Below are 26,267 nucleotides of genomic sequence, written 5' to 3' on the forward strand. Positions count from 1 at the left end.
AAAAGTTAATTTCGGGCATTTTTGAAGGTAATATTGAGCTATTTTAGAAATAAATTCAGAGAATATCATTTCAAATGATAATAGATCAGATATGACAAGTAATAGTTTTTCAATATCAGGTAAAGTAGTAGATATTGTTTCGCGAGAAATAATTAATGCAGAAGTATGTGTTGAGGAGGGACGAATCACTTCCATCACAAAGAGAGATTCAGTTTCTGATCAATATATTTTGCCGGGACTTGTTGATGCACACATGCACATTGAAAGTACCTTATTAATACCAAGTCGATTTGCAAGTTTAGTTGTACAGTTTGGTACATTAGGTTTGGTTACAGATCCGCACGAAATAGCAAATGTGCTAGGTGAGATTGGTGTTGATTTCATGATTAATGATGCCAGAAAAGTTCCTTTGGAAATTCGCTTTGGAGTTCCTTCATGTGTGCCGGCAACAAAACACGAAACTTCAGGTTTCGTTTTGGATAGTAATATTGTTGAAAGCTTACTAAAAAGAGAAGAGATTGTTTGTCTTGCTGAAGTAATGGATTTTGTTGGTGTGATTGAAGACGATCTTGAAGTACTCAAAAAGATAGTCGCGTGTAAGAATCTCGGAAAAAAAATTGACGGTCATGCTCCGGGTTTAAAAGGAAGGGATTTGAAAAAATATGTGGCATCTGGAATTTCAGCAGACCACGAATGTTCAACTTTGGAAGAAGCCCTCGAAAAGATTTCTTTAGGAATGATGATTCAAATACGGGAGGGTAGTGCTGCAAAAGATTTTGATGCGCTGTATTCTTTGTTGGAAACACACCCCGATAGAATCATGTTGTGTACAGATGATTTGCATCCCGATGATTTAATTGAAAAAGGGCATATAAATTTTCTGATTAAACGAGGATTGGAAAAGGGACTTAATTTATTTTCATTGCTTCGTGCTGCCAGTTACAATCCAATTCATCATTATGGATTAAATTTGGGATTGTTGCAGGTTGGCGATTTTGCAGATTTTATAGTAATTGATCATCCGGAATCATTTGTTGTAGAGCAAGCATTTCGAAATGGTGTTTGTATTTATAAAAATAAGGAGGTTTTGTTTAATGTAAGTAATGAAATCATCTTGAATAATTTTAGTCGAAAACCAATTCAATTAGCAGATTTGGTTGTTAAACCTCAAAATGGTTCATTGCTGGCAATGGTTGTTAAGGATGGTGATCTGATAACTGATTCAATTTTGTGTACACCAAAAGTGATTGATTCAAATGTTGTATCTGACGTTGATAATGATTTATTGAAAATGGTTGTGATGAGTAGATACGATAACGGAAAACCTGTAATGGGATTTGCCAAAGGATTTGGTTTTAAAAAAGGAGCTATTGCTGAAAGTATCGCTCACGATAGTCACAATATTATTGCGGTAGGAACAAGTGATGAAGATTTGCTTCATGCAATTAATACTCTAATTGAAATGAAAGGTGGTATTGTTGCTGTTAACAACGGAGAAAGTGAGTCAGTTGAATTGGAAGTTGCGGGATTAATGTCGAACAAGACAGGAGAGGATTTGGTAAGGGAGTATGCAAAAATGAGTGATTTTGCTTCTGATTTGGGGTCAAATTTTCAATCGCCGTTTATGACTCTCGCATTTATGTCTTTACTGGTAATTCCAAAATTAAAATTATCGGATAAAGGTCTTTTTGATGTTAAAGAATTTAGAGTAATAGATCTTTTTAAAGAAGAGTAAGCTATATTAGTGGAAAATTAGAATAAGTGATAAAAAACAAAAATATAGATCATTTAAAATTTTTGGTTTCCGCCTTACCGGAAGAGCCAGGAGTTTATCAGTTCTTTGATGAGAACAATACAATTATATATGTAGGAAAAGCAAAGCGACTCAAACGAAGGGTTGCTTCCTATTTTAACAAAGTTCACGATTCCGCAAAAACCAATATAATGGTTCGCAAAATTGTGGATATTAGGCACATTGTTGTTGAATCGGAAGAGGATGCCCTGTTATTGGAGAATAACTTAATAAAAAAGCATCAACCACGATACAATGTTCTTTTGAAAGACGATAAATCTTTTCCCTGGATTTGTATTAAAAGCGAAAACTTCCCCAGAGTGCAAGTCACCCGTAATTTGATTAAAGATGGTTCCGAATATTTTGGGCCCTATACAAGTGTGAAAATGGTTCGGATTTTAATGGACATGATGCGGTCTTTGTACCAACTGCGAACATGTAATTTAAGTCTGTCGGAGGAGGGAATTAGAGATCAGAAATTCAAAGTTTGTTTGGAGTATCATATTGGGAATTGCAAAGCACCTTGTGTGGGGAAGGAAAGTAAAGATGAGTATGAACAGACAATACAGGATATTCGAAATATATTGAAAGGAAATATTGGGTCAGTAACTTCTCATTTGAAAGAAAAAATTCAGGAACTGGCCAAAGATTTCAAATTTGAAGAAGCACACCTTATTAAAGAGAAGTTAGATTTACTTGCAAAGTATCAAAGTAAGTCTACAATTGTGAATCCTTCCATTAATAACATTGATGTGTATTCTATAGTTGATGATGAAGATTCAGCGTATGTGAATTTTTTAAAAGTAGTAAATGGCGCTATTATTCAGGCACACACCATTGAGATGAAAAAGAAAATTCACGAAAGTAAAGAGGATTTGCTTTTGCTTGCTATCACAGAGATTCGTCAGAAGATTTTTAGTACGGCAAAAGAAATTTTGATTCCTTTTGAATTGGAATTATCCATTCAAAATGTTCGGTTTGTTGTCCCTCAACGTGGCGACAAGAAAAAAATACTGGATTTATCTGAACGCAATGTTAAATATTACCGTCTCGAAAAGTTAAAGAAAGGGGATAAGTCTCTAAAGCAATCGCATTCCGAACGTATTGTAGAAACCATGCGTACCGATTTAAGATTAAAAGATGCACCGGTTCACATTGAATGTTTTGACAATTCGAACATACAAGGAACTAATCCCGTTGCTTCTTGTGTTGTGTTTAGAAATGCAAGACCTTTTAAAAAAGATTATCGGCATTTTAATATAAAAACAGTAGTTGGAGCAAATGATTTTGCTTCTATGGAAGAAATAATTTATCGGCGTTACAAAAGATTGCTGGATGAGGGAAAGAGTTTACCACAATTGATTTTAATAGATGGGGGAAAAGGACAACTGGGTGCGGCCTTAAATAGTTTGGATAAATTAGAATTGCGTGGAAAGATTTCTGTAATCGGAATCGCTAAAAAACTGGAAGAAATCTATTTTCCCGGAGATCCTTATCCATTGTATCTGGATAAGAATTCAGAAACTCTTAAAACTATTCAACACTTGCGAAATGAATCGCATCGCTTTGCAATAACCTTTCATAGGCAGAAACGATCAAAGGCATTTATATCTTCAGAATTGGATAAGATTGAAGGAATTGGACAAAAATCAGTTCAAAAGTTAATTCAAAAGTTTAAGTCTGTCGAAAATGTAAAGAATGCCACACTTTTAGACTTGGAATCTGAATTAGGAAATTCAAAAGCTTTAATAGTCTGGAAATATTTCAATTAGAGGTTTTGTTTGAGTAGTTACTTGAAAAAATTGTTCTGAATAATTTTAATTCTAAAATAATTCAAATAGCTAAAAAAATGCCGACAAAATCTCTTTTTGTGTGATATCTTTAAAGTATAGGTTTATTTTAAGATTGTTAAGGTGTTTAGATACAGTATTTTTATCGTGATATTGACCGATCATTAAGCTTTTAAAGTCTAAAATGTGGTTTTCCACCAGGCAATTACCCAATAAATTAAGGTTTTTAATAATTCCTTTCTCAACCGTCATGCTAACCTCTAATATGATTCCCCCCGAAAAATTACTGAGTTTTTCAAAGATGTAGTTAGGAGAGTAGCCATAATTCCATTCCCAGTTATTGTATTTTTCTTCCATCAACTCTTCTATTTTTTCAATATCAATTGGCGATAGTTCAAATTCCTTGGCATCTGGAAATTTCGTTGTCAAATCCGTTAAGATTAATTGAGCAAAGTTATCGATACTTATGGAATGAGAAAGATATTCAGAGATGTTCGTAACCTTACTTCTAATGGATCTTATGCCTCGATCCTTAAACTTAAGTGGATTTACTTTCAGTAGCTGATTTAAGCGTTTTAAATCGCTTGAAAACAGCATTGTGCCATGTTGCATAACCTTGTTCTTAAAAATATGTGAAGCATTCCCTGAAAATTTCTTTCCATCGATCGTTAAATCACTTTTCCCTTCAAATTTAGCGTTTACTTGTAGCTTTTGAAGAGTATTGATAATTGGCTGACTGTATTTTTGAAAATCAACCAATTTGCCTTTTTCGCCACTCTTGATAAAGCAATAATTTAGATTCCCTTCATCGTGAAAAACGGTTCCTCCACCTGACATTCTTCTAACAACTGGTATATTTTCCTGTTCAGCTTTGTCGAGATTAATTTCAGCCAGGGTATTTTGATGTTTTCCTACAATTAATGCCGGAGTATTGGTATACAGGAAGAAAAAATCATCTTCATGGTTTTTTAGCAAATACTCTTCGCAGGCAATGTTAAAAACGGGATTGGTAGATGAACTGATGAAATACAACATGCTTTACTTTTTTTTGTAACGAATTACAAATATCATTATTAATTGGGAAATATCTTAATTTAGAATCAATTTTAATAGAGTACTGGTCTGGAAAAACGGCTTTAGCAATATTTTTGTTACATGAAGATGATGTGTTATATTTGAGAGGAACAATTAATTGTAACATTTAATAAATATATTGATATGCGAGTTGTGGTTCAGCGGGTTACTCAAGCTTCAGTGCGTGTAGATTGTGAAATAATCGGGCAGATATCGAAAGGATTGCTGGTGTTGGTAGGAATAGAGAATGCTGATACTGAAGAGGATTCGGAATGGTTAAGTAAAAAAATATGCAACCTTCGAATTTTTGATGATGAAGATGGCATAATGAATAAATCTTTACTTGAAGAGGATGGAAACATTTTGGTAATCAGTCAGTTTACCTTGCATGCAAAAACTAAAAAGGGGAACAGACCATCTTATATTACGGCAGCAAAACCTGAAATTTCAGTTCCTTTGTACGAGAATTTTGTTGCTTCTTTAATAAAGGAATCCGGAAAGAAAGTTGAAACAGGTAAATTTGGTGCCGAGATGCAGGTCTCATTGATTAACGATGGTCCGGTTACCATTGTAATGGATACTAAAAACAAGGAATAGGTGATGAATCAGATAGGAATTAAGGAAGCTCAGGAGAAAGTTGACTGGTGGATCAAAAAATATGGTGTTCGTTATTTTAATGAATTGACAAATTTGGCAATTCTTACTGAAGAAGTAGGAGAGGTGGCTCGAATTATCTCGCGAAAATATGGTGAACAATCCTTTAAGGAAAGTGATAAAACGGTTGATTTGGCTGATGAAATGGCTGATGTTCTATGGGTTCTGATGTGTTTGGCAAACCAAACGGGAGTCGATTTAAACGAAGCTTTTCAGAAGAATCTGGAAAAGAAAACGGAGCGGGATAAAGATCGACATAAAAATAATGAGAAACTCTAGCGTTTACGGAATAGTATAATAATTTGTATTCATAAATAGGTTAACAGAAAAACGACTTTTATAATTTGAAGAAGTATTCTGTTGATTATTAAAAACATAATGAATTACGTGACAGATTTCACAATAATTATTTTAACCTTAATCAGTAATTTTCGTATATTCATTATTGTTTATCTATGTTTTGTCAAATTAATATTATTAGCACTTAAATTTAAAATTTTAATTATGGATGCATTTTTATCTTTTATTGGGTTGTGGCCATTAAGTTGGGCTCCTAATTATTGGTCTCTTTGCTGGGGGCAAACACTTTCAATTAACGACAACACAGCTCTTTTTACTTTGATTGGTACCACTTACGGTGGTGATGGTAGAGTTAGTTTTATGTTGCCCGATTTTAGAGGCAGAGTTCCTCTGGGTTATGGAAGTGGCATAGGTCTTTCTCCTAATCAAATGGGATTGATGGCTGGTGTAGAAAAAGTAAAACTGGTTTCATCTCAGATACCTACACATACACATACAGCCACTCTTTCGTCTGTTGATGTTAAATTTATGGCTAGTGCACTTCCTGGAACAGAAAGCGCGCCAGGAACAAATAATGCCAGAACTTTAGCTGCGTCAAAAGGTACTATGGGAGGAGGAGAACCGATGTACAATACTGAAACACCAACAGTTGAATTGACAGGGGTGGCCTCTAGTGGTGGTGATATTGATATTCAAGCAGCAGGAGGAGACCATTACCATACCAATATTCAGCCGTCGTTGGTTGTGAATTATATCATTTGTATGAATGGTATTTATCCTCCACGACAAAATTGAAAGATAATGGGCTGGCAATATTTGCTGGCCCAATTTTACTTATTATCAAACCCTATTTTTTTGATGAACAAAACTATTAAAATCGGTTTCCTTACGCCGTATTCTTCTATTTACCCAGAAATGACACCTAGTCTCATCTCTGGATTTTATTCGGCTATTCCAGAGAAATATCATAATCTTTTTCAATTTATTCCCGAGTATGTCGGACAAGGTGGGGATAAAGCCATTACAGAGGCGGTTAATAAGTTGCTAAATTTCAACAGAGTAGATATTGTTTCTGGTTTTGTCAGTTATAAAGTTTTACCGTCGATTATTCCTAATATCGAAAATCGACATAAAATGGCTTTGCTCTTTGATGTTGGAGAGTATATTCCTTATAATCACCATATTTCTGAATCTGTTTTTAATAATAGTTTTCAAATGTGGCAGTCGGAATTTGCTTTAGGATATTGGGCGTATAAGCAGTTTGGAGATAAGGGAACAGTGCTTACGCCCATTTACGATGGCGGCTATCATCTTCAATCGGCTTTTCGACAAGGGGCTGAAATGGCAGGAGCAAGTGAGATGGATTTTAAAGTTCTCAAATATCTTCCCGAAGGTTCTCAGGTAAAAGGCAGAATACAAGAAGTTTTTTCGCAAATAAGAACTCAAAAATCATCATTTATTCATGCACTTTTTTGTGGAAACGAAGCATTAGAATTCTATGACGAATTTTATAAATCGGGCTTAAAAAATGAAATACCATTAATTGTAAGTGCTCACATGGCTTCAGATGAAATATTAAAGCAAGTGAGTAATCTGGATTTGAAATTTTATTCGGCCTCGATGTGGAATTACAATTCACAAGAAAAGGTTAATCTGTTATTTAAGAAAAGAGTGGCCGATTTTGCAGGTCAAAAACCTGATTTTTATACCCTTTTAGGGTATGAGGCAGGCTTGGTTTTCGAAAGATTAATTCCGGAATTCCAAAAAAGAGATTGGCCAGAAATTAGAAAACGACTCAAAACAGAAACTATTGAAGGACCAAGGGGCAAACGCTCATTTTTCCTTAACTCAGAATATGCTACCCCAATTATCGATATTGAAACGATTGGGTTTAATTCTAGCAAGGTTACCAAGATTGTTATTGAACAAGGTAGTGCCTTAAAATACGATCACAAAACATACGAAAAAATTCACAAGGAGAATGTCAGTGGATGGCAAAATCCATATTTATGCGTTTAATCAAATTTGAATTGCTGTAACATATTAAATAAGTGGCATTATGAAAAAAATCTACATTTTTACTTTCCATCAACAATTGATGCATTTTTCAGAGTTTAGAAAAGGTTTAAGCAAGTTGATTATGATGTTTTTTTTGCTTGCCAGCTTGTTGTTTGTTTCAGGTAATAAGGCTAACGCTCAGTTGTGTACTGAAATCTCAACTTTCACAAATACTTATACGTCTGGTTTAGCAGCAGTTGGACAGAGTTTTACTGCTTGTGCGTCAGGGGTACTATCGGAAATTAGAGTATTAGGAGGTGGCGCTTATACAGGAAAGACTCTAACTATATACGATGGGGAAGGATTAGGAGGAGATGTTTTAGGTACAATCAATAGTGTTGTTTTACATGTAGCAAGCAGTATTTCTGATTTTTCTATTATTGATGTTTCTTCAGCTAATATTGCTGTAATTAACGGAAATGTGTATACATTTTATTTTAAAGGAACAGATAATAATGTTATGTTGATATATTATCAAGCTGGTTCTTATAATGGGCAGGCCTATTATGAGGGTATTGCGCAACCTAGTCTAGATTTTTATTTTGAGGCCGATATTGTAGCAGGCTCTTCCAATGCTGCACCAACGGCTACAGCACCAAGTGCACCAACTGTAAGCGAAGATGATACAAATGTTGCATTGTCAGATGATATTCAAGTAGCAGATACCGATGGAGATAATCAAACAGTTACTTTTACAATAACCGGAGGAACGCTTACTATAGGTACTACTGGCATTACATTTGGTGGCAGCGGAAATGGAAATGCAAGTTTTACAGCAGAGGGTACATTGGCAGCAATTAATACTGCTTTAGATGCTGCAACTTTTACTCCCACACCTAACCTAAGTGGAACGAATGCAGGTACTATTTCATTTACAACTCATGATGGGACTGTGGCATCAAGTGCTGCATCAGTTACTTTTAATATCACAGCTATTAACGATGATCCAAGTATTTCAGGTTTACCAACTGATATAACAGTTTCGGAGGATATTGCTAGCAATGTCGATCTTTCTGCTGCTACTTTAAGTGATGTTGATGCAGGATCTAACAGTATTGTATTAACTCTTACTGTGTCAGCAGGAACTCTTACTGCCAGTTCAGGTGGTTCAGTCACCATTGGAGGTTCAGGTACAGGAACATTAAGCCTAACAGGAGCGGTAGCTAATATTGATACTTATTTAAATACGGCATCGAATATTAAGTATACCGGAGCATCAAATGTAAATGGTAACGATGCCGCTACTTTAACTCTAACAGCTAATGATGGAGGTTATACCGGAACAGGTGATGGAACAGATGTGTCTTTAGGAACAGTTAATGTTGATATTACAGCTGCTAACGATGATCCAAGCATTTCAGGTTTGCCAACTGATATTACTGTTTCGGAAGATATTGCTAGCAATGTTGATCTTTCTGTTGCTACTTTAAGTGATGTTGATGCAGGATCAAACAGTATTGTATTAACTCTTACTGCGTCAGCAGGAACTCTTACTGCCAGTTCAGGTGGTTCAGTCACCATTAGCGGTTCAGGTACAGGAACATTAAGCCTAACAGGAGCGGTAGCTAATATTGATACTTATTTAAATACGGCATCGAATATTAAGTATACCGGAGCATCAAATGTAAATGGTAACGATGCTGCAACTTTAACACTAACAGCTAATGATGGAGGTTATACCGGAACAGGTGGAGGAACAGATGTTTCTTTGGGAACAGTGAATGTTGATATTTCTGCAGTTAACGATGATCCGAGTATTTCGAATTTACCTACGGATATTGCAGCTTCGGAAGATATTGCAAGTAATGTTGATCTTTCTGCTGCTACTTTAAGTGATGTTGATGCAGGATCTAACAGTATTGTATTAACTCTTACTGCGTCAGCAGGAACTCTTACTGCCAGTTCAGGTGGTTCAGTCACCATTGGCGGTTCAGGTACAGGAACATTAAGCCTAACAGGAGCGGTAGCTAATATTGATACTTATTTAAATACGGCATCGAATATTAAGTATACAAGTGCTTCGAATGTAAATGGTAACGATGCTGCAACTTTAACACTAACAGCTAATGATGGAGGTTATACCGGAACAGGTGGTGGAACAGATGTGTCTTTAGGAACAGTTAATGTTGATATTACAGCTGCTAACGATGATCCAAGCATTTCAGGTTTGCCAACTGATATTACTGTTTCGGAAGATATTGCTAGCAATGTTGATCTTTCTGCTGCCACTTTAAGTGATATTGATGCAGGAGCAAATAGTATTGTATTAACTATTACTGCATCAGCAGGAACTCTTACTGCCAGTTCAGGTGGTTCAGTCACCATTGGCGGTTCAGGTACAGGAACATTAAGCCTAACAGGAGCGGTAGCTAATATTGATACTTATTTAAATACGGCATCGAATATTAAGTATACCGGAGCATCAAATGTAAATGGTAACGATGCTGCAACTTTAACACTAACAGCTAATGATGGAGGTCATACCGGAAGTGGTGGTGGAACAGATGTTTCTTTAGGAACAGTGAATGTTGATATTTCTGCAGTTAACGATAAGCCAACAGCGTCCAATTTTACGGCTCTATCCATTTATCAAAATACACCTTATGCATTTGCTGCCGGAAATTTTGGCTATACGGATGTAGATGGGGATGATATGGTTAAGATCACTGTTAATTCGACACCTTCTAATGGTATTTTATATCTCGATGCTGACAATGGAGATGATTATGATGCAGGAGAGGAACTCGCAGATGGAGCTTATGTAAGCAAGGCTAATTTAGATAACGGAAACTTGCAATATTTGAATACAAATGGCACTTTTTCAAGTTTTACTTTTGATGTAAACGATGGAACCGATTATAGTGCTTCGACATATACAGCAACTTTAACAGTTACTCCAGAGCCAACAGTTACATTAAGCTTGGATCCTTCTTCTTCAATTTCTGAGAATGCAGGAAGTACTTCTGTTAAAGCCACTCTTTCAAATACATTTAATAAGACTGTAAGTGTAAATTTATTAAAATCAGGGACTACATCAGGGACGGATTATTCCTTGTCTTCTACATCCATATCTATAACTACCGGAAATACTACAGGTACTGCTACAATAACCGGAGTGAATGATGATTTGGATGAAGATAATGAAACTGTAATTATTGATATTTCGTCTGTAACAAATGGCACTGAATCGGGTACACAGCAGGTTACCTGTACTTTAACAGATGATGATAATACTCCAGTTATTACAGCCTCTCAGAGTTTTAGTATTGCTGAAAATATTGTAAACTCAGGAGCGGTAGGAACAGTTCTGGCTACTGATGGAGATGCAGGAACATCTTTCTCAGATTGGACAGAAACAGGAGGAACCGGCGCATCCATTTTTGAAATCAATGCATCAACCGGTGCAATTACCGTAACCGATAACTCAGGTATAGATTATGAAACAACAACATCATACACATACACTGTAACAGTTTCCGATGGAACCAATACTTCAGCAGCAGAGACGATTACCATTAATATCACAGATGTTAATGATGTAGTTCCGATAGTGACAGCTTCACAAACATTCAATATTGATGAAGATGCTTCAAATACAACTTCGGTTGGAACAGTACTAGCCACCGATGGAGATGTAACAGCAACAACTTTTAGCAGCTGGACAATTACAGATGGTAACACAAACAGCGTATTTGACATCAATTCATCGACGGGTGAAATTACAGTTAATGATGCGAATGAACTGGATTACGAATCAATCACAAGTTACAGCTTGAGCATCACAGTTTCAGATGGAATTAACACTTCTACTGCAGAAACTGTAGTTGTAGATTTAGAAGCTATTAATGATGAAACTCCAGTATTTACATCTGCATCTACAATAAATATTGATGAGAATACTACAGATGTTATTACGTTAACTGCAACAGATGGTGATGCAGGAACAACGTTTACATTTAGTAAAATTGGAGGAGCAGATCAAGCTCTATTTACTGTTAATTCATCAACAGGAGCGTTAGCTTTCACCTCCGCTCCAGATTATGAAACCCCATTAGATATAAATGCTGATAATGATTATATAGTTCAAGTATCTGTTTCAGATGGATTAAATTCCAGTACTCAGACGATCACTGTTTCGGTTGATGACGTAACAGGGATAACTATTACTTCAAATGGCGGTGGAGCAACAGCCGGCATTTCAATTCCAGAAAACAACACTTCAATAGCTACGGTAATATCAGTAAATGAGGGTGTTGATATTCCGGCGTACTCATTAGTTGGAGGGGCTGATCAAGCCAAATTTAATATTCACCCAACTTCAGGAGTTTTAACTTTAGTGTCTGCACCGGATTACGAATCGGCACAAGATGCAGGTGGCAACAATTCATATGAAGTTATTGTTAGAGTTACCGGAGATGGTGGAGCAACAGATGATCAAACAATTACAGTTACAATTACCGATATCAATGATGTTACTCCTGTTATTACAGCCTCTCAGAGTTTTAGTGTAGATGAAAATGTTGCAAATACAACTTCAGTAGGAACAGTTGTGGCTACCGATGGAGATGTAACTGCAACAATTTTTAGCAACTGGACAATTACAGCAGGAAATGGTGCAGGAGTTTTTGCTATAAATTCCTCAACTGGAGAGATAATAGTAACAGACAATACAGCTTTAGATTATGAAACAACTACAAGTTACAACTTAAGTATAACAGTTTCTGACGGAACCAACACTTCAGCAGCAGAGACGATAACGATTAATATCACAGATATAAATGATATAGCTCCTGTAACTACAGCCTCTCAGAGTTTTAGTATTGCTGAAAATATTGCAAACTCAGGAGCAGTAGGAACAGTTCTGGCTACTGATGGAGATGTAGGAACATCTTTCTCAGATTGGACAGAAACAGGAGGAACCGGCGCATCCATTTTTGAAATCAATGCATCAAGCGGTGCAATTACAGTAACTGACAATAGTACAATAGACCGAGAGTCAACAGCAAGTTACACATACACCGTAACTGTTTCTGATGGAACCAATACTTCAGCAGCAGAGACGATTACCATTAATATCACAGATGTTAATGATGCAGTACCGATAGTGACAGCTTCACAAACATTTAATATTGATGAAGATGCTTCAAACGCAACATCAGTAGGAACAGTTTTGGCAACCGATGCTGATGTAACCGCAACAACATTTAGCAGTTGGACAATCACAGCAGGCAATACAAACAGCGTATTTGCCATCAACTCATCGACGGGTGAAATTACAGTTAATGATGCGAATGAATTGGATTACGAATCAATCACAAGTTACAGTTTGAGCATCACAGTTTCAGACGGTATAAACACTTCAGCAACAGAAGCTGTAACGGTTGATGTGAACGCAATAAACGACAACGATCCAATTGTAACGGCCTCTCAGAGTTTTGATATTACTGAAAATATCGCAAACTCAGGAGCAGTAGGAACAGTTCTGGCTACTGATGGAGATGCAGGAACATCTTTCTCAGCCTGGACAGAAACAGGAGGAACCGGCGCATCTATTTTTGAGATCAATGCATCAACCGGTGCAATTACCGTAACCGATAATTCAGGTATAGATTATGAAACAACAACATCATACACATACACCGTAACAGTTTCTGATGGACTCAATAATTCAGCAGCAGAGACGATTACCATTAATATCATAGATATAAATGATAACACTCCAGTTGTAACATCTACTCAGAGTTTTAGTATCGCAGAGGATATTGCAAACTCAGGAATAGTAGGAACAGTTCTGGCTACTGATGGAGATGCAGGAACATCTTTTTCATCCTGGACAGAAACAGGAGGAACCGGCGCATCCATCTTTGAAATTAATGCTTCAACTGGTGCAATTACCGTAACGGATAACTCAGGTATAGATTATGAAACAACAACATCATACTCATACACCGTAACTGTTTCTGATGGAATCAATACTTCCGCAGCAGAGATTATTACCATTAATATCACAGATATAAATGATGTCATTCCTGTTATTACAGCTTCACAGAGTTTTAGCGTAAATGAAGATGCTTCAAATACAACTTCAGTAGGAACAGTACTTGCAACCGATGGTGATGCATCATTAACAACATATAGCTCATGGACAATTACTGGCGGAAATGCAGACGGCATATTTTCTGTTAATTCAACCACAGGAGAGATTACAGTGACAGATAATACGAATTTGGATTACGAGACAACAACAAGTTACTCGTTAACAATTACTGTAAGCGATGGAATACATACCAGTTCTGTTGAAATAGTAATAATTAATATCAATGATCGTAACGAAAATGCTCCAACAGCTATCCAATTGTCAAATACTACAATTGCCGAGAATTCTGCTATTGGAACTGAAGTGGGAATATTAACAGCTAGCGACGCTGATGTTGATGAGACATTCACATTTAATTTGGCAGAGAACGAGTATTTCGAACTGGATGGAGATAGGATTATTTCGAAAGAGATATTTAATTATGAAGATTATATTAGCTATTCATTAAAAGTAACAGTTACTGATCGAGGTGGATTAAGTTATGACGACAGGTTTACTATTCATATTGAGAATCAAAACGAGACTCCGGAATTTTTATCAGAGCCAGTTGTTCAAGCAACAGTGGGAGATATGTATGTTTATAATATGGAGTATGAGGATGTTGATGAGGATGGATGTAGTATATCAGTTATTGAAAAACCAGATTGGTTAAGTGTGGAGGATCATGGAAATGGATCTTTTACATTAAGTGGAATACCGACTGAAATCGGTAATTTTAATGTAATACTAGAAGCTTCAGATGATGAATTTTCGGTAAAACAAGAATTTGAAATTACAGTTGAAACAGTTACAGGAATTGATGATATTACAGGAAAACTAAGCGTTCATATCTATCCAAATCCTGTTATTCATGAATTGCATATCGATCTATCTGATTTTAGAAATGATGAGACTACAATTTCATTGTTCAGCATGACAGGAAGCTTGATATTTAGGGAAGAGTATAAAAATATTGGTGGAGAAGTTAGAATTATTAAATCAGTTCAGCAATTACGAAGTGGCGCTTATTTTTTGGTTATTGAATCGGAAGGATACCGAAAAAGCTACAAGATTGTTAAGCAATAAAGAAGTACATTTTTTTAAGTAGTTAGCCAAAGTCATCTCAATGATGACTTTGGTTTTTTTGTTTTAGGCTGGCTAAGTTCTAATAAATTAACATAGTAGAAATAGGGGATGAGTGAAAAATATCTTAATTTCGTAACCTTAAAGACAATATTCTGACTTTTAGAAGTTTAGATTATTGATGGAAAAATCAGCGAATAAAGATTCGCAACTGGTTACTAATTATTTACATACATTATGGAGAAAGACATTTTAGAAATCTTAAAATCATACGATCTTAAGATTAGCGATGCAGAAGTAAAAGCAAATGTCAAATCAATTTTGGACAGAGACTATGAAACTTTGTATACAATTGAAAATCTGAAGAAGAATTTTTCTTTTATAGATTTAACAACACTGAACTCTACAGACACGCACGCAAAGGCTAAACGTTTTGCTGACAATGTAAATAACTTCCAGAATGATTTTGACATGCCAAATGTGGCAGCTATCTGCGTATATCCGTATCAGGTGTCAACATTGAATGAAAACTTAAAAGCTGAGGGCGTTAGAATTGCTTCTGTAGCAGGTGTTTTCCCATCTTCTCAATCATTTATAGAAGTTAAAGCATTAGAATGTAAAATGGCTGTTGAAAAGGGAGCTGATGATATCGATATCGTGATATCGATTGGAGCCTTTTTAGAAGGACATTATCAAACAGTGTTTGATGAAATTGCAATTCAGAAAGAGGCTTGCGGTAAAGCACATTTAAAAGTTATTCTGGAAACAGGAGAACTTAAAACGGCAGAAAATATTCGTACTGCATCTATTATAGCAATGGAAGCAGGAGCTGATTTCATTAAAACGTCTACAGGGAAGGTTCCTGTTAACGCAACGTTAGAAGCTGCTTATGTCATGACTCAGGCAATTAAAGAGTATTTTAACAGGACAGGAAAGATGATTGGTTTTAAACCTGCAGGAGGAATATCTACAGCTAAGGATGCCATTGAATTTTATGCGGTTTCAAAGAATAATTTAGGAGAGGAATGGTTGAATAACAAATGGTCAAGAATAGGAGCATCCAGTTTGGCAAACGCATTATTAACAGAGATTCATAAACTGGAAACCGGTGATCTAAAAGAAATAAAGTATTTTTAAAATGCTTATTTATTAACTTATAAGTCGGATTATTTCCGACTTTTTTTATTTATTTGCAATAAATTTATTTAACATCACCATTTAAATGTTTATTTGTACATGTACAATGAATCCTATGATCCTTTGAAAATTAGAGTTCAAGAGCTGGAAAATGAAATTGAACGATTGCGTGAGCTAATTCCTCAGGAATACATTACAGAGGAATACGATCATTCTAAATCTTTAATCAATGGTAAAGATGCAGTTTCGGTAATTGATACAAATTTCACTTTAATTGAGGTGAATGAAAAACTCTTAAAAGGAACAGATTTAAAACGATCTGAATTAATTGGTACGAAATGTTATAATATTTTTTATGGGTTAGATAAACCTTGTGAAGAATGTGTTGTTCCGCAGATTCTGGAAAGTCGAGAGCCAAATAGTTTTCTAAAGTCGAATTTGGAAAATAATAAGATTCGATTTGAAGAAAAATATCTTTCACCGATTTTAAATAAAAAAAGAAATGTTGAAAGAATTATTATTCAAAGCAAAGACATTTCAAGTTACTATCATCTGGTAGATCGAATAGGGCAGAGAGAAGAATTCTACAAAAACATCTTTGAATCCGCAGGTGATGCTTTTCTAGTTCATGATGGAAAAGGAAATTTAATTGAATTTAGCTCGCGTTTAAATGACTTATTGGAGTATACTGAAGAGGAACTGAGTCAATTAAATATCACTAATATTGATGATGCCAGTTGCTCGATGGATTTAGATCTTCGTATTAAAGAGATGGAGGCAAGTGGTTTTGCGTTATTTGAGACTTGCTTGATCAGTAAATCAGGCAAAAGAATTGCAGTTGAAGTGAGTGCAAATCTCATCCGTTTTTCGAATACAAATATCTATTTTGTAGCCATCAGAAATATCGAAAAAAGAAAAATTGCGGAAAATAAGTTGCAGGAGAGTGAGGAGCGTTTCCGAACTTTAGTGGAGAATGCCTCCGACTTGATCATGCGGTTTGATATAAATCACAAACATATATTTGTGAATTCGGCTTCTTTACAAATATTAAAAATTAAACCAGAGGAATTTATTGGTAAAACGCATCAGGAAATAGGATTTCCAAAAGATAAGTGTGAGTTTTGGGAACGGGAAATAGATATCGCATTTAAAACAAAGAAGCAGCATTGTGTTGATTTTAGTATTGTTATTGAAGGTAAGGTTCTTCATTTTGAATGGCAATTAATACCTGAATTTAATAGGACAGGGGAGTGCAAAACATTAATGGCAATTGCTCGTGATATAACTGCGAGGAAAAGAGGTGAAGAGGCTTTAAATGAAGCTATTAATGCGAAAGATAAATTTTTCTCAATTATCGCACATGATTTAAAAAATCCATTTAATGCCTTACTGCCAATAGCTAAAAACCTGCATCAAAATTGCAGGGAAATGTCAAAGGATCAAATATTTGAAGCTTCGTCAATTATTCATTCTGCAGCTAATCTGGAGTATAATTTATTGAATAATCTCCTCGAGTGGGCCAGATCCCAGATGGGAAAAATAAAACACGCCCCCAAACAAATTGATTTATCAAAATTGATAGAGTCAAATATTCAACTCCATCAAACCAAAGCCGATCGGAAAAATATATTTGTAAGGGTAATTAAGGGAGAACAAACTATGGCTTTCGCCGATGAGTACATGCTTGATACGGTTATTCGAAATTTATACTCGAATGCCATAAAATTTACCAGACCTGGCGGCAATATTCAAATAAGAATTGCACAAAATGATTCTAAATCAACAATTTCCATTGAAGACGACGGATTGGGAATTAGTGAAGAGAATCAGAAAAGATTGTTTCGCATTGATACAAATTATACTAGAGTAGGAACCTGTGAAGAATCTGGAACGGGTTTAGGTTTAATACTTTGCCATGAGTTTGTTACTCTGAATAATGGTTCAATATCGCTTGAAAGTACACCCGGAAAAGGAAGCGTTTTTACCGTTCAATTGCCAATAAACCAGCAAGCCTAAACATTTCTGTTAATTGTGTAATCTACTAAGTTGATTAAGGCTTCTCTCGCTTCCGATGAAGGAAACTCATTTAAAATATCCAAGGATTTTTGTCTGAATTCGATCATTTTGTCACGAGTGTAATCAAGGCCTCCCTTTTCTTTAACGAAAGAGATTAGTTCGTTCACTTTTTCAGAGTTTTTATTGTGTTTGCGAATTATCTTCAGAGCCCAGCGACGTTCTTTTTCCGAAATTCCTCCTAAAACATAGATCAAGGGAAGAGTTAACTTTTTTTCTTTAATATCATTACCCGTTGGTTTTCCAATACTTCCTTGTTTTTCGTAATCAAATAAATCATCTTTCATTTGAAAAGCAATTCCAAGGTATTCTCCGAATTTTTTAAGCCTTTGCTGATCTGCATCATTTGCTTTGGCCGAAATTGCTCCCAATTGAGTACATGAAGCGATTAAACTTGCCGTTTTTTTATAGATAATATCAAAATAGACCTCTTCTGTAATGTTTAATTTTCTTGATTTCTCCAACTGAAGCAATTCCCCCTCGCTCATTTCTCTGACAGCTTCCGAAAGAACTTTCAGCTGTCCAAATTCATTGTTGTCGAGAGCAATTAAAAGGCCTTTCGACAGAAGAAAATCTCCAACCAGTACGGCCGCTTTGGTTTTCCACAAAGCATTAATCGAGAAAAATCCTCTTCTTTCGTAAGCTTCATCAACAACATCATCGTGTATTAATGTGGCTGTGTGCAGTAGTTGAGTAAGTGCAGCGGCAGTATAGGTGGAATCGTTAATTTCACCGGTAAGTTTTGCACTTAGAAAAACAAGGATGGGTCTGATTTCTTTGCCTTTTCGTTTGATAATGTATCTGTTAATAATATCAAGCAAACGAATTTTTGTTTTCATTGAATCCTTAAAAAAGGATTCAAATTTCTCCATTTCGTTCTTAACGGGAGCTTTTATATCGTTGATATTGGCTTTTCTCGAATTCATAGCAACCAAAGTTAATAATTTATCTTTCTCATAAAACCGTTCCTAATTCAAATAATCGGATTTAAAACTCTAGTATTTATTAAGACTTTAACTAAATTATATACAAAACAAGAAATTTAACTATTTCAATATGTATAATATAGCCTATTAGAGAATATATTCATATATTTGCATTTGATACTTTACGTGAATAATAGTTGTGTATGAAAATTAAAGAATTAGAACCTGCAAAGCTGGAGCAAGCGGCGAACATGCTTAAGGCAATTGCTCATCCAATGAGAATTGCAATTTTAGGATATCTGGAGGATGGAAAAAAGCTCACAGTGACTGAGATTCATGAATTATTAAAAATTGAGCAGTCAACTACTTCTCATCATTTGGGCATATTAAAAGATAAAGGAGTTCTTTCTTCAAGCAGAGAAGGAAAGAATACATATTATTACCTTAAGCACTGTAGTCTAAGTAATATTGTTGATTGTATCAGCAATTGTACTCATGGATAAGAAATTGAAGAACCAGTTTAGTACTGGTTTTTTTATACGATATAAATAAATGGCGAAAGTAAGATTAACCAAAGAGTTTCATTTTGAAATGGCTCATGCCTTATGGAACTATGATGGCCTTTGTAAGAATATTCATGGTCATTCCTATATTTTATTTGTTACAGTAATTGGCGAACCAATAACCGATGCAGATAGTACAAAATTGGGAATGGTAATGGATTTTGGAGATTTAAAAAAGATTGTATCAGAAGAAATTGTTGACCGCTTAGATCATTCGGTAGTTTTGAGTAAGGCAACACCCGATCTGGAGCAATTGAATATTGAACAGATATTTGATCGTTTTTTTATTACAGATTATCAGCCAACTTGTGAAAACATGATTGTTGATTTTGCAGGTAAAATCACGAAACGTTTGCCTCAGGAGGTGAAACTTCATTCTTTAAAATTACACGAAACAGCTACTTCGTTTGCAGAGTGGTATGCTGAGGATAATTGATAGAACTAAAAAAATATAGAAGCGAACCTGGAAGTAATTCCAGGTTTTTTTTTGACAAATTTTTGTTGTTTCCATTTAATCTAATTGGTTAATATTTGTGGATTGATAATTGCGCAAGAGCGATTATCTTGTACTTTTGTTTCAATACAATTTATATTTAGAATCTTATGAACTCAGCAAGTACCAACTCAGGCAAAAAACTATTTTTATTAGATGCTTTTGCCTTGATATACCGATCATATTACGCATTTATTAAAAATCCAAGATTTACTTCAACCGGAATTAATTCTTCGGCCATGCTCGGATTTACCAATACATTATTGGAAGTGCTTGAAAAAGAAAAGCCATCGCACATTGCTGTAGTTTTCGATCCGATAGGACCAACTTTTCGTCATGATATGTTTAAGGATTACAAAGCACAGCGTCCCCCGATGCCCGAAGACTTAAGGAAATCGATTCCCTATATCAAATCTATTATACAGGGTTTTAATATTCCTGAATTTGACGTAGAAGGTTACGAGGCTGATGATGTGATTGGAACCTTGGCTAAAAAAGCTGAAAAACAAGGTTATACGGTTTATATGATGACACCGGATAAGGATTATGCACAATTGGTGAGTGAGAATATTTTCATGTTTAAGCCTAAAAGCAATGGGAAAGAGGTTGAGGTTTGGGGTGTTCCTGAAATTAAAGAAAAGTTTGGCGTAGAGCATCCCGATCAAATTGTTGATTATTTAGGTTTGATGGGAGATACTGCAGATAATATTCCGGGTTGTCCTGGAATTGGTCCGAAAACGGCTCAAAAATTAATAGAGCTTTATAAAGACATCGATGGTTTGTATCAGAATACCGATAAGCTAAAAGGAAAACAAAAAGAAAGAATTATTGAGTCGGAAGAACAAGTTCGATTTTCAAAAGTGCTGGCAAAAATTGCACTCGATGCTCCAATAGATTTTGATGAAGACAATTTTAAACTGATAGATTATGATGAAGCTAAGTTGAGAGCCATTTTTAAGGAATTGGAGTTTTTCACTTTGGCCGAACGGGTTTTTAAAAATCAAGGGGATCTTTTTGCCACTGAGAGTGAAAAATTTACGGGCAAGGATACAGCAGAAGATAAAAAAGTGATTCTAAGAGATGTAAAAGAATTGTCTTGTGATTTTTTTGTGCTTGATAACCAGAATGTAAGAGCCGATTTGAAAGCTGAATTGTGTGTTCAGAAAGAGTTCTCGTTTAGAACAATTTTGTCCGGTTCCGATCCAAATACATCAAATCTTCTTGGATTGACTTTTTCGTATCGAAAAGACAAAGGCTTTTTTGTTCCTTTTCCTCAAAATTTCGAAGAGGCAAAAAAAGTGGCTCAAGAGTTTAAATTTATTTTTGAAGATGAAAATATTTTAAAAATTGGTCACGATATCAAACGTGATATTTTGATTTTGCGTTGGCATGGAGTTGATGTGAAAGGGCCAATTTTCGACACCATGATTTCTCATTATTTAATTCAACCCGAATTAAAACACGATTTTGCATTTGTCGCTCAGTCTATTTTAAATTATCAGGTAATTGCCAAGGAGGATAAGTCGAAAGGAAAAAAAGCTCAATTGAGTTTGATGTTGGAACCTGAAGTTGTCGAATATGATTTTTTCTGCGAAGAATGCATTCTAAACTTGGAGTTGAAAGAAGAGTTGGAGAGTCGTATGAAAGAAAACGATCTACTTGATTTGTTCTACGATATTGAAATGCCTTTGGTAAGTATTTTAGCCGATATGGAGTTCACAGGAGTAAGTATAGATGTACGAACTCTAAAAGAGTATGCTCTTGTGCTGAATGAAGAGGTTGATGGTATCGAAAAAGATATTAAAGAGATGGCTGAAGTCGATTTTAATGTGGCTTCACCAAAGCAGTTGGGTGATGTCTTATTTGATAAAATGGAGCTCGACAGCAAAGCTAAAAGAACCAAATCGGGTCAATATTCAACTTCCGAAGATGTTCTTTCCAAATTGAAGGATAAGCACGAAATTATTCAAAAAATATTGGACTTTAGATCGCTTAAAAAGTTGATTTCCACCTATGTTGAGGCGCTTCCAACTTACATTAACGAAAAATCCGGGAAAATACATACCTCTTTTAATCAAGCCGAAGCTGCAACAGGAAGGTTAAGTTCAACCAACCCTAACCTGCAGAATATTCCAATTCGTACCGAGCAGGGCAGATACATCCGAAAAGCATTTGTTCCTTCATCTGCAAATCACACTTTTCTTTCGGCCGATTATTCGCAGGTAGAATTACGATTAATGGCTCACATGAGTCAGGATCAGAACATGATAGATGCTTTTATTAATTCTGAAGATTTTCACACAGCTACAGCAGCAAAGATTTACAAGTTGCCAATCGATGAGGTGAGCAAGGACATGCGAAGCAGAGCTAAAACTGCAAATTTTGGTATTATTTATGGAATTTCAGCTTGGGGACTTGCTGAGCGGTTAAGTATTAGCCGAACAGAAGGAAAAGAGTTGATTACAGGCTATTTTGAATCTTATCCGGGAGTTAAGTTGTTTATGGATCAATGTGTGGAGAAAGCCCGTGAAAATGAGTTTGTAGTTACCTTACTGTCTCGCCGAAGATATTTAAAAGATATTAATTCCAGTAATGCAATAGTACGTGGCGTTGCAGAACGAAATGCGATTAATGCACCTATTCAGGGATCTGCAGCAGATGTCATCAAAATTGCGATGATCAACATTACCAAAAGAATGAAACGGGAAGGAATGCAATCTAAATTGATTATTCAGGTGCATGATGAATTGAACTTCGATTGTTTGTTATCTGAATTGGATCAAATGAAGCTTATTTTGAAAGAAGAAATGGAAAATGCCATTCAGCTTTCCGTTCCACTTACCGTGGATATGGGAGTGGGAGAGAACTGGCTGGAAGCGCATTAGATAATATAAGAACGTGGAAAAGCTCATTCTTTCATGCGAAGGGATGAGCTTTTTTTTGCAACAAAATTTCCTGCTATTATTGGGTTTGCTATAATGTGATTTTTCATGTAACAATGCCGTTAATAAATTATAGGCACTTGCCTAAGCCTTTTGTGGAGCCGTTAACAAATAATGATGGACGTTTTATTATTTTGTGGAGCCATTAACAAATAATAATGGCTTGCCTAAACCTTTCGTGAAGCCGTTAACAAATAATAATGAACGTTTTATCATTTCGTGAAGCCATTAACAAATAATAACGACCTCCCTTATTTTTGATGTTTTTTCTGTGAAACACGCATTTTTGTTGGTTTATGTGGATTTTATTGGTAATAATGCAATCGGTTGGAAAGAAGCGAAATGTATGCTTGTTGAGATTGCATGTTTCATGGTAAATACCAGCAGTTAACCCCTAGGCAGGGTTTACTGAAAAAGAGAGAAAGTAAATTTTGTCCGTTTTTACGGATTCATCGTTCTTTTATCATTAATAAAAATCGGCTTAAGAGTTTTTCTTACGATCAGGTTTTAGTGGATGACATCCAATTAAATATCGGACGAACTTATCGAAAACAAATTAAAGAATCCTTAGGAGTACAATAAACCTTTACTACTATGCAAAGAAAAAGCTCATTCTTTCAATGAAAAGAATGAGCTTTTTTGATGTCGATTTTAAATGTATTCTTTTTACTTATTTAAAGCATGCAAACCGATACTTCCATCTAAAATACCCAGGTATTCATTTTTATCTTGAAGCACTTCAATGGCTTTTAAAAGAGTTTTATCTTCTTTTAAACTGTATTCGATACCACCATTTTGGTAGTAATATCTCTTAATAATTTCATGTGCAAGCAAGTCGCTGATTTCATCTTTAAATCGTGTTAAGTCACGATCCAGGTTAGGAGTTAACTTTGCCGTAAGAGCATCAAACTCATTGGTTGAGATATCAAAGTACTTTTCTTCTTTAGCTGATTTTTTAAGAGCATCTAGAATTTCAGTACTTTCCGATTCGTAAACAAACTTCTGTTCTTTAATGTATTGAGAGAATTTTTCAAATTCCTGATCCGAAATTTTAAATTCTTTCGCGCCCGCTATTTTATCATGGCTGTTTGCGTACAAAGTTGCGTAATCAAAAACCAGAAAGTGACGAATCAGGTTAACGCTTAAGCTACTGTATCTTTCCGATTCAATCTTTAAATCCGGAAGAACACCACCGCCATCATAAACAGACCGCCCATTTTTAGTGTGAAATTCTGTAATTAAAGAATCAGCAATCTTTCCTACACTTCCATCTTCGTTTCTATGGCTGTAATCAAGAGCCTGAATGCATCTTCCACTTGGAATGTAATACTTCGCTGTAGTCACCTTTAATTTGGCGTTATAAGTTAAATTACGTGTTGTCTGAACCAATCCTTTACCAAATGTTCTTTCTCCGATTATAATACCTCTGTCGAGATCCTGAATAGCGCCCGATACAATCTCCGAAGCCGAAGCCGATCCTCTGTTTACCAATACCGCAATTGGAATTTTGGCATCAAAAGGTGTTTTTGTGGCTGTGTAAGACTTATCCCATTGCGAAACTTTTCCTTTGGTACTAACAATATCTTCACCTTTATCTACAAATAGGTTCACAATTTCAATTGCCTGATCTAACAAACCTCCCGGGTTACCTCTCAAATCCAGAACAATAGATTTTGCATTTTGTTCTTTAAGCTCTTTTAAAGCATTCTTAATTTCTCCCGACGCCTTATCTGTAAATTGATTTAAAAGAATGTATCCAATTGAATCAGAAACCATTCCGTAGTAGGGAACTGATTTTAATTGAATTTTTTCACGCACCAATTTCTTCTCCATGGTTTTATCAACACCAGGTCGCTTTATTTTAATGGTAAGAGGAACATTCGGTTGTCCTTTTAACAGGCTGCTTACATCGTCAGTACTCTTTTTTGATACCGGTGTACCATTAATTTCAAGCAATACATCACCAGCTTTTAAACCAGCCTTAAAAGCTGGAAATCCCTCGTAAGGTTCTGCAATAATTACTTCATCCTTGTGTTTGCTGATTAATGAACCAATACCGGCATATTCGCCAGTGGTCATCAATTTAAAGTCTTCAATTTCTGATTCAGAAATGTAAGTTGTGTAAGGATCAAGAGTGTTTAACATGGCGTCCATACTTTTTTTCACCAAGTCTCCCGGATCAATTTCATCTACATAAAACAGATTCAATTCTCTAAATAAAGTATAGTAAATGTTTAAATTTTTGCTAATCTCAAAATTTCTCTCATCTCTGTTAAACCCCCAGAAAGCTGCACTACAAAAGAGCAAAACAGCAAGTAACCAGATGGCTCCCGATTTTTTTCGAAGCTTCATATGTTTTTGTTTAAATTGATATTTAAAATAACTCTCCCCGCAGCCTAGCCTTTGCTATCCCTAACGCACGAATTTACAAATTAGAAGAAATAAAATAATATGTAGGTAAAACAAATATAATTATTCCCTTTTTAAAATAATTGACTTTAACATTTGTTAACCCTACGGCACTTGAATTCAGTGAAAAAAGGGAAACAATAAATGGATCAATCTTTGTATACGCTAATTTATTAAGAATAGTTCTAAATACTTGAGAGTTGAATTAGTTTTTTGAAAAAAATATAGCTTAAGGTACAGGATCGTGGCCATGTCCGCCCCAAGGATTGCATGAAAATATTCTTTTAACAGCAAGGTAAGTGCCTTTAAAAGGTCCGTGTTTTTTAAGTGCCTGAATAGCATAAGTTGAACAGGTAGGATGATACCTGCAGGCAGAGGGAGTAAGGGGTGAAATTGTGTATTGATAAAACCTAATCGGAAGTATCATGATGAACAGAATCACTTTTTTCAGAAAGTAGAGAATGTTTTTCATATTCTTTAGGTAATCTTTTAAGGGCTTTAATCAACTTGTCTTCCATTTCGGAAGTTGTAAGTATCGTTTTAGGGAGATAAACAAGCATAAAAGCAATGTTTACATTGATCGATTCAAGTTCACGATAGAGTTCTCCCTTATTAAGACGGTAGATTTCACGAATTCTTCTTTTCAACAAGTTTCGGGTAACAGCCTTTTTAAAACTTCGTTTAGATACCGTTATGGCTACCTGTGCAGGAAATTCTGAATTAAGTTTCGCTTCTTTCCAAACAACACGAAAAGGGTAACAAATAAATCCTTTTCCCTCAGAAAAAAGTTTTCCAATAAGGATTTTATGAGTCAGTCTTTCCGCCTTTTTAAATGTGAAGCGATTCATATCTACCATAATTACAAAAATCGACAAAAAAAGGGGAAATTATTCCCCT

General features: G+C 35.4%; 18 protein-coding genes. 13 read left to right on the forward strand and 5 right to left on the reverse strand.

The window, feature by feature from the left end; all coding sequences use genetic code 11:
* The first annotated feature begins 91 nt into the window (after window positions 1-91).
* Window positions 92-1,735, forward strand: coding sequence for an adenine deaminase (ade, locus tag QUH73_RS11175; RefSeq protein WP_289530522.1), 1,644 nt, complete (start codon window positions 92-94; stop codon window positions 1,733-1,735).
* Window positions 1,736-1,761: 26 nt separating this feature from the next.
* Window positions 1,762-3,564, forward strand: coding sequence for an excinuclease ABC subunit UvrC (uvrC, locus tag QUH73_RS11180; RefSeq protein WP_289530523.1), 1,803 nt, complete (start codon window positions 1,762-1,764; stop codon window positions 3,562-3,564).
* A 69-nt stretch (window positions 3,565-3,633) separates the two neighbouring features.
* Here uvrC and QUH73_RS11185 read toward each other — a convergent pair whose 3' ends face one another.
* Window positions 3,634-4,617 (reverse strand): lipoate--protein ligase, encoded by a 984-nt coding sequence (locus QUH73_RS11185; protein ID WP_289530524.1) that lies wholly within the window; start codon window positions 4,615-4,617, stop codon window positions 3,634-3,636.
* A gap of 183 nt (window positions 4,618-4,800) precedes the next feature.
* On the opposite strand from QUH73_RS11185, the gene dtd reads away from it, so the two are divergent.
* The 7 genes from dtd (at window position 4,801) to QUH73_RS11220 (ending at window position 17,980) form a co-directional block, all read left to right on the forward strand.
* Complete coding sequence (gene dtd, locus QUH73_RS11190) at window positions 4,801-5,253, forward strand: D-aminoacyl-tRNA deacylase (RefSeq protein WP_289530525.1); 453 nt, start codon at window positions 4,801-4,803, stop codon at window positions 5,251-5,253.
* 3 nt (window positions 5,254-5,256) lie between these two features.
* Window positions 5,257-5,589, forward strand: a complete 333-nt coding sequence (locus tag QUH73_RS11195; RefSeq protein WP_289530526.1) for a nucleotide pyrophosphohydrolase — start codon at window positions 5,257-5,259, stop codon at window positions 5,587-5,589.
* 225 nt (window positions 5,590-5,814) lie between these two features.
* Window positions 5,815-6,405: a phage tail protein gene (locus QUH73_RS11200; protein ID WP_289530527.1), complete on the forward strand. Its 591-nt coding sequence runs from the start codon at window positions 5,815-5,817 to the stop codon at window positions 6,403-6,405.
* A gap of 63 nt (window positions 6,406-6,468) precedes the next feature.
* Window positions 6,469-7,629, forward strand: a complete 1,161-nt coding sequence (locus QUH73_RS11205) for an ABC transporter substrate-binding protein (RefSeq protein ID WP_289530528.1) — start codon at window positions 6,469-6,471, stop codon at window positions 7,627-7,629.
* A gap of 40 nt (window positions 7,630-7,669) precedes the next feature.
* Complete coding sequence (locus QUH73_RS11210) at window positions 7,670-14,830, forward strand: cadherin domain-containing protein (RefSeq protein WP_289530529.1); 7,161 nt, start codon at window positions 7,670-7,672, stop codon at window positions 14,828-14,830.
* Window positions 14,831-15,064: 234 nt separating this feature from the next.
* Window positions 15,065-15,964 carry a deoxyribose-phosphate aldolase gene (deoC, locus tag QUH73_RS11215; RefSeq protein WP_289530530.1) on the forward strand — a complete coding sequence of 300 codons (900 nt, stop codon included), beginning with the start codon at window positions 15,065-15,067 and terminating at the stop codon, window positions 15,962-15,964.
* 99 nt (window positions 15,965-16,063) lie between these two features.
* On the forward strand, window positions 16,064-17,980 hold the full coding sequence (locus QUH73_RS11220) for a PAS domain-containing protein (protein ID WP_289530531.1): 1,917 nt from the start codon (window positions 16,064-16,066) through the stop codon (window positions 17,978-17,980).
* Here the strand turns inward: QUH73_RS11220 and QUH73_RS11225 are convergent.
* Complete coding sequence (locus QUH73_RS11225; RefSeq protein ID WP_289530532.1) at window positions 17,977-18,963, reverse strand: polyprenyl synthetase family protein; 987 nt, start codon at window positions 18,961-18,963, stop codon at window positions 17,977-17,979. The two genes, QUH73_RS11220 and QUH73_RS11225, sit on opposite strands and share 4 nt — an antisense overlap.
* A gap of 203 nt (window positions 18,964-19,166) precedes the next feature.
* Here QUH73_RS11225 and QUH73_RS11230 point away from each other — a divergent pair, with 203 nt between their 5' ends.
* From QUH73_RS11230 to QUH73_RS20905, 4 genes are all read left to right on the forward strand, one after another.
* Entirely contained in the window at window positions 19,167-19,466 is a 300-nt protein-coding gene (locus tag QUH73_RS11230; protein ID WP_289530533.1) for an ArsR/SmtB family transcription factor, read from the forward strand.
* 49 nt (window positions 19,467-19,515) lie between these two features.
* Complete coding sequence (locus QUH73_RS11235) at window positions 19,516-19,962, forward strand: 6-pyruvoyl trahydropterin synthase family protein (protein WP_289530534.1); 447 nt, start codon at window positions 19,516-19,518, stop codon at window positions 19,960-19,962.
* A gap of 167 nt (window positions 19,963-20,129) precedes the next feature.
* The gene (gene polA, locus QUH73_RS11240) at window positions 20,130-22,904 is read left to right on the forward strand and encodes a DNA polymerase I (RefSeq protein WP_289530535.1); all 2,775 of its coding nucleotides are present in this window, start codon (window positions 20,130-20,132) and stop codon (window positions 22,902-22,904) included.
* A 420-nt stretch (window positions 22,905-23,324) separates the two neighbouring features.
* Window positions 23,325-23,543 (forward strand): LytTR family transcriptional regulator DNA-binding domain-containing protein, encoded by a 219-nt coding sequence (locus tag QUH73_RS20905; protein ID WP_442913415.1) that lies wholly within the window; start codon window positions 23,325-23,327, stop codon window positions 23,541-23,543.
* Window positions 23,544-23,627: 84 nt separating this feature from the next.
* Here the strand turns inward: QUH73_RS20905 and QUH73_RS11245 are convergent, their stop codons facing one another.
* The 3 genes from QUH73_RS11245 to rnpA form a co-directional block, all read right to left on the reverse strand.
* Window positions 23,628-25,313, reverse strand: coding sequence for a S41 family peptidase (locus tag QUH73_RS11245; RefSeq protein ID WP_289530536.1), 1,686 nt, complete (start codon window positions 25,311-25,313; stop codon window positions 23,628-23,630).
* Window positions 25,314-25,599: 286 nt separating this feature from the next.
* Entirely contained in the window at window positions 25,600-25,797 is a 198-nt protein-coding gene (gene yidD / locus QUH73_RS11250) for a membrane protein insertion efficiency factor YidD (RefSeq protein WP_289530537.1), read from the reverse strand.
* Entirely contained in the window at window positions 25,781-26,218 is a 438-nt protein-coding gene (rnpA, locus tag QUH73_RS11255) for a ribonuclease P protein component (RefSeq protein WP_289530538.1), read from the reverse strand. The genes yidD and rnpA overlap by 17 nt, the downstream gene beginning before the upstream one ends.
* Window positions 26,219-26,267 lie beyond the last annotated feature (49 nt).

The organism is Labilibaculum sp. K2S (assembly GCF_030372765.1).
GTDB lineage: Bacteria > Bacteroidota > Bacteroidia > Bacteroidales > Marinifilaceae > Labilibaculum.

Coding starts and splice junctions, on each gene's coding strand:
- ade (WP_289530522.1), top strand. CDS start 92: ATGACAAGTAATAGTTTTTCAATATCAGGTAAAGTAGTAGATATTGTT.
- QUH73_RS11185 (WP_289530524.1), bottom strand. CDS start 4,617: ATGTTGTATTTCATCAGTTCATCTACCAATCCCGTTTTTAACATTGCC.
- dtd (WP_289530525.1), top strand. CDS start 4,801: ATGCGAGTTGTGGTTCAGCGGGTTACTCAAGCTTCAGTGCGTGTAGAT.
- QUH73_RS11195 (WP_289530526.1), top strand. CDS start 5,257: ATGAATCAGATAGGAATTAAGGAAGCTCAGGAGAAAGTTGACTGGTGG.
- QUH73_RS11200 (WP_289530527.1), top strand. CDS start 5,815: ATGGATGCATTTTTATCTTTTATTGGGTTGTGGCCATTAAGTTGGGCT.
- QUH73_RS11205 (WP_289530528.1), top strand. CDS start 6,469: ATGAACAAAACTATTAAAATCGGTTTCCTTACGCCGTATTCTTCTATT.
- QUH73_RS11210 (WP_289530529.1), top strand. CDS start 7,670: ATGAAAAAAATCTACATTTTTACTTTCCATCAACAATTGATGCATTTT.
- deoC (WP_289530530.1), top strand. CDS start 15,065: ATGGAGAAAGACATTTTAGAAATCTTAAAATCATACGATCTTAAGATT.
- QUH73_RS11220 (WP_289530531.1), top strand. CDS start 16,064: ATGTACAATGAATCCTATGATCCTTTGAAAATTAGAGTTCAAGAGCTG.
- QUH73_RS11225 (WP_289530532.1), bottom strand. CDS start 18,963: ATGAATTCGAGAAAAGCCAATATCAACGATATAAAAGCTCCCGTTAAG.
- QUH73_RS11230 (WP_289530533.1), top strand. CDS start 19,167: ATGAAAATTAAAGAATTAGAACCTGCAAAGCTGGAGCAAGCGGCGAAC.
- QUH73_RS11235 (WP_289530534.1), top strand. CDS start 19,516: ATGGCGAAAGTAAGATTAACCAAAGAGTTTCATTTTGAAATGGCTCAT.
- polA (WP_289530535.1), top strand. CDS start 20,130: ATGAACTCAGCAAGTACCAACTCAGGCAAAAAACTATTTTTATTAGAT.
- QUH73_RS20905 (WP_442913415.1), top strand. CDS start 23,325: ATGTTTCATGGTAAATACCAGCAGTTAACCCCTAGGCAGGGTTTACTG.
- QUH73_RS11245 (WP_289530536.1), bottom strand. CDS start 25,313: ATGAAGCTTCGAAAAAAATCGGGAGCCATCTGGTTACTTGCTGTTTTG.
- yidD (WP_289530537.1), bottom strand. CDS start 25,797: ATGATACTTCCGATTAGGTTTTATCAATACACAATTTCACCCCTTACT.
- rnpA (WP_289530538.1), bottom strand. CDS start 26,218: ATGAATCGCTTCACATTTAAAAAGGCGGAAAGACTGACTCATAAAATC.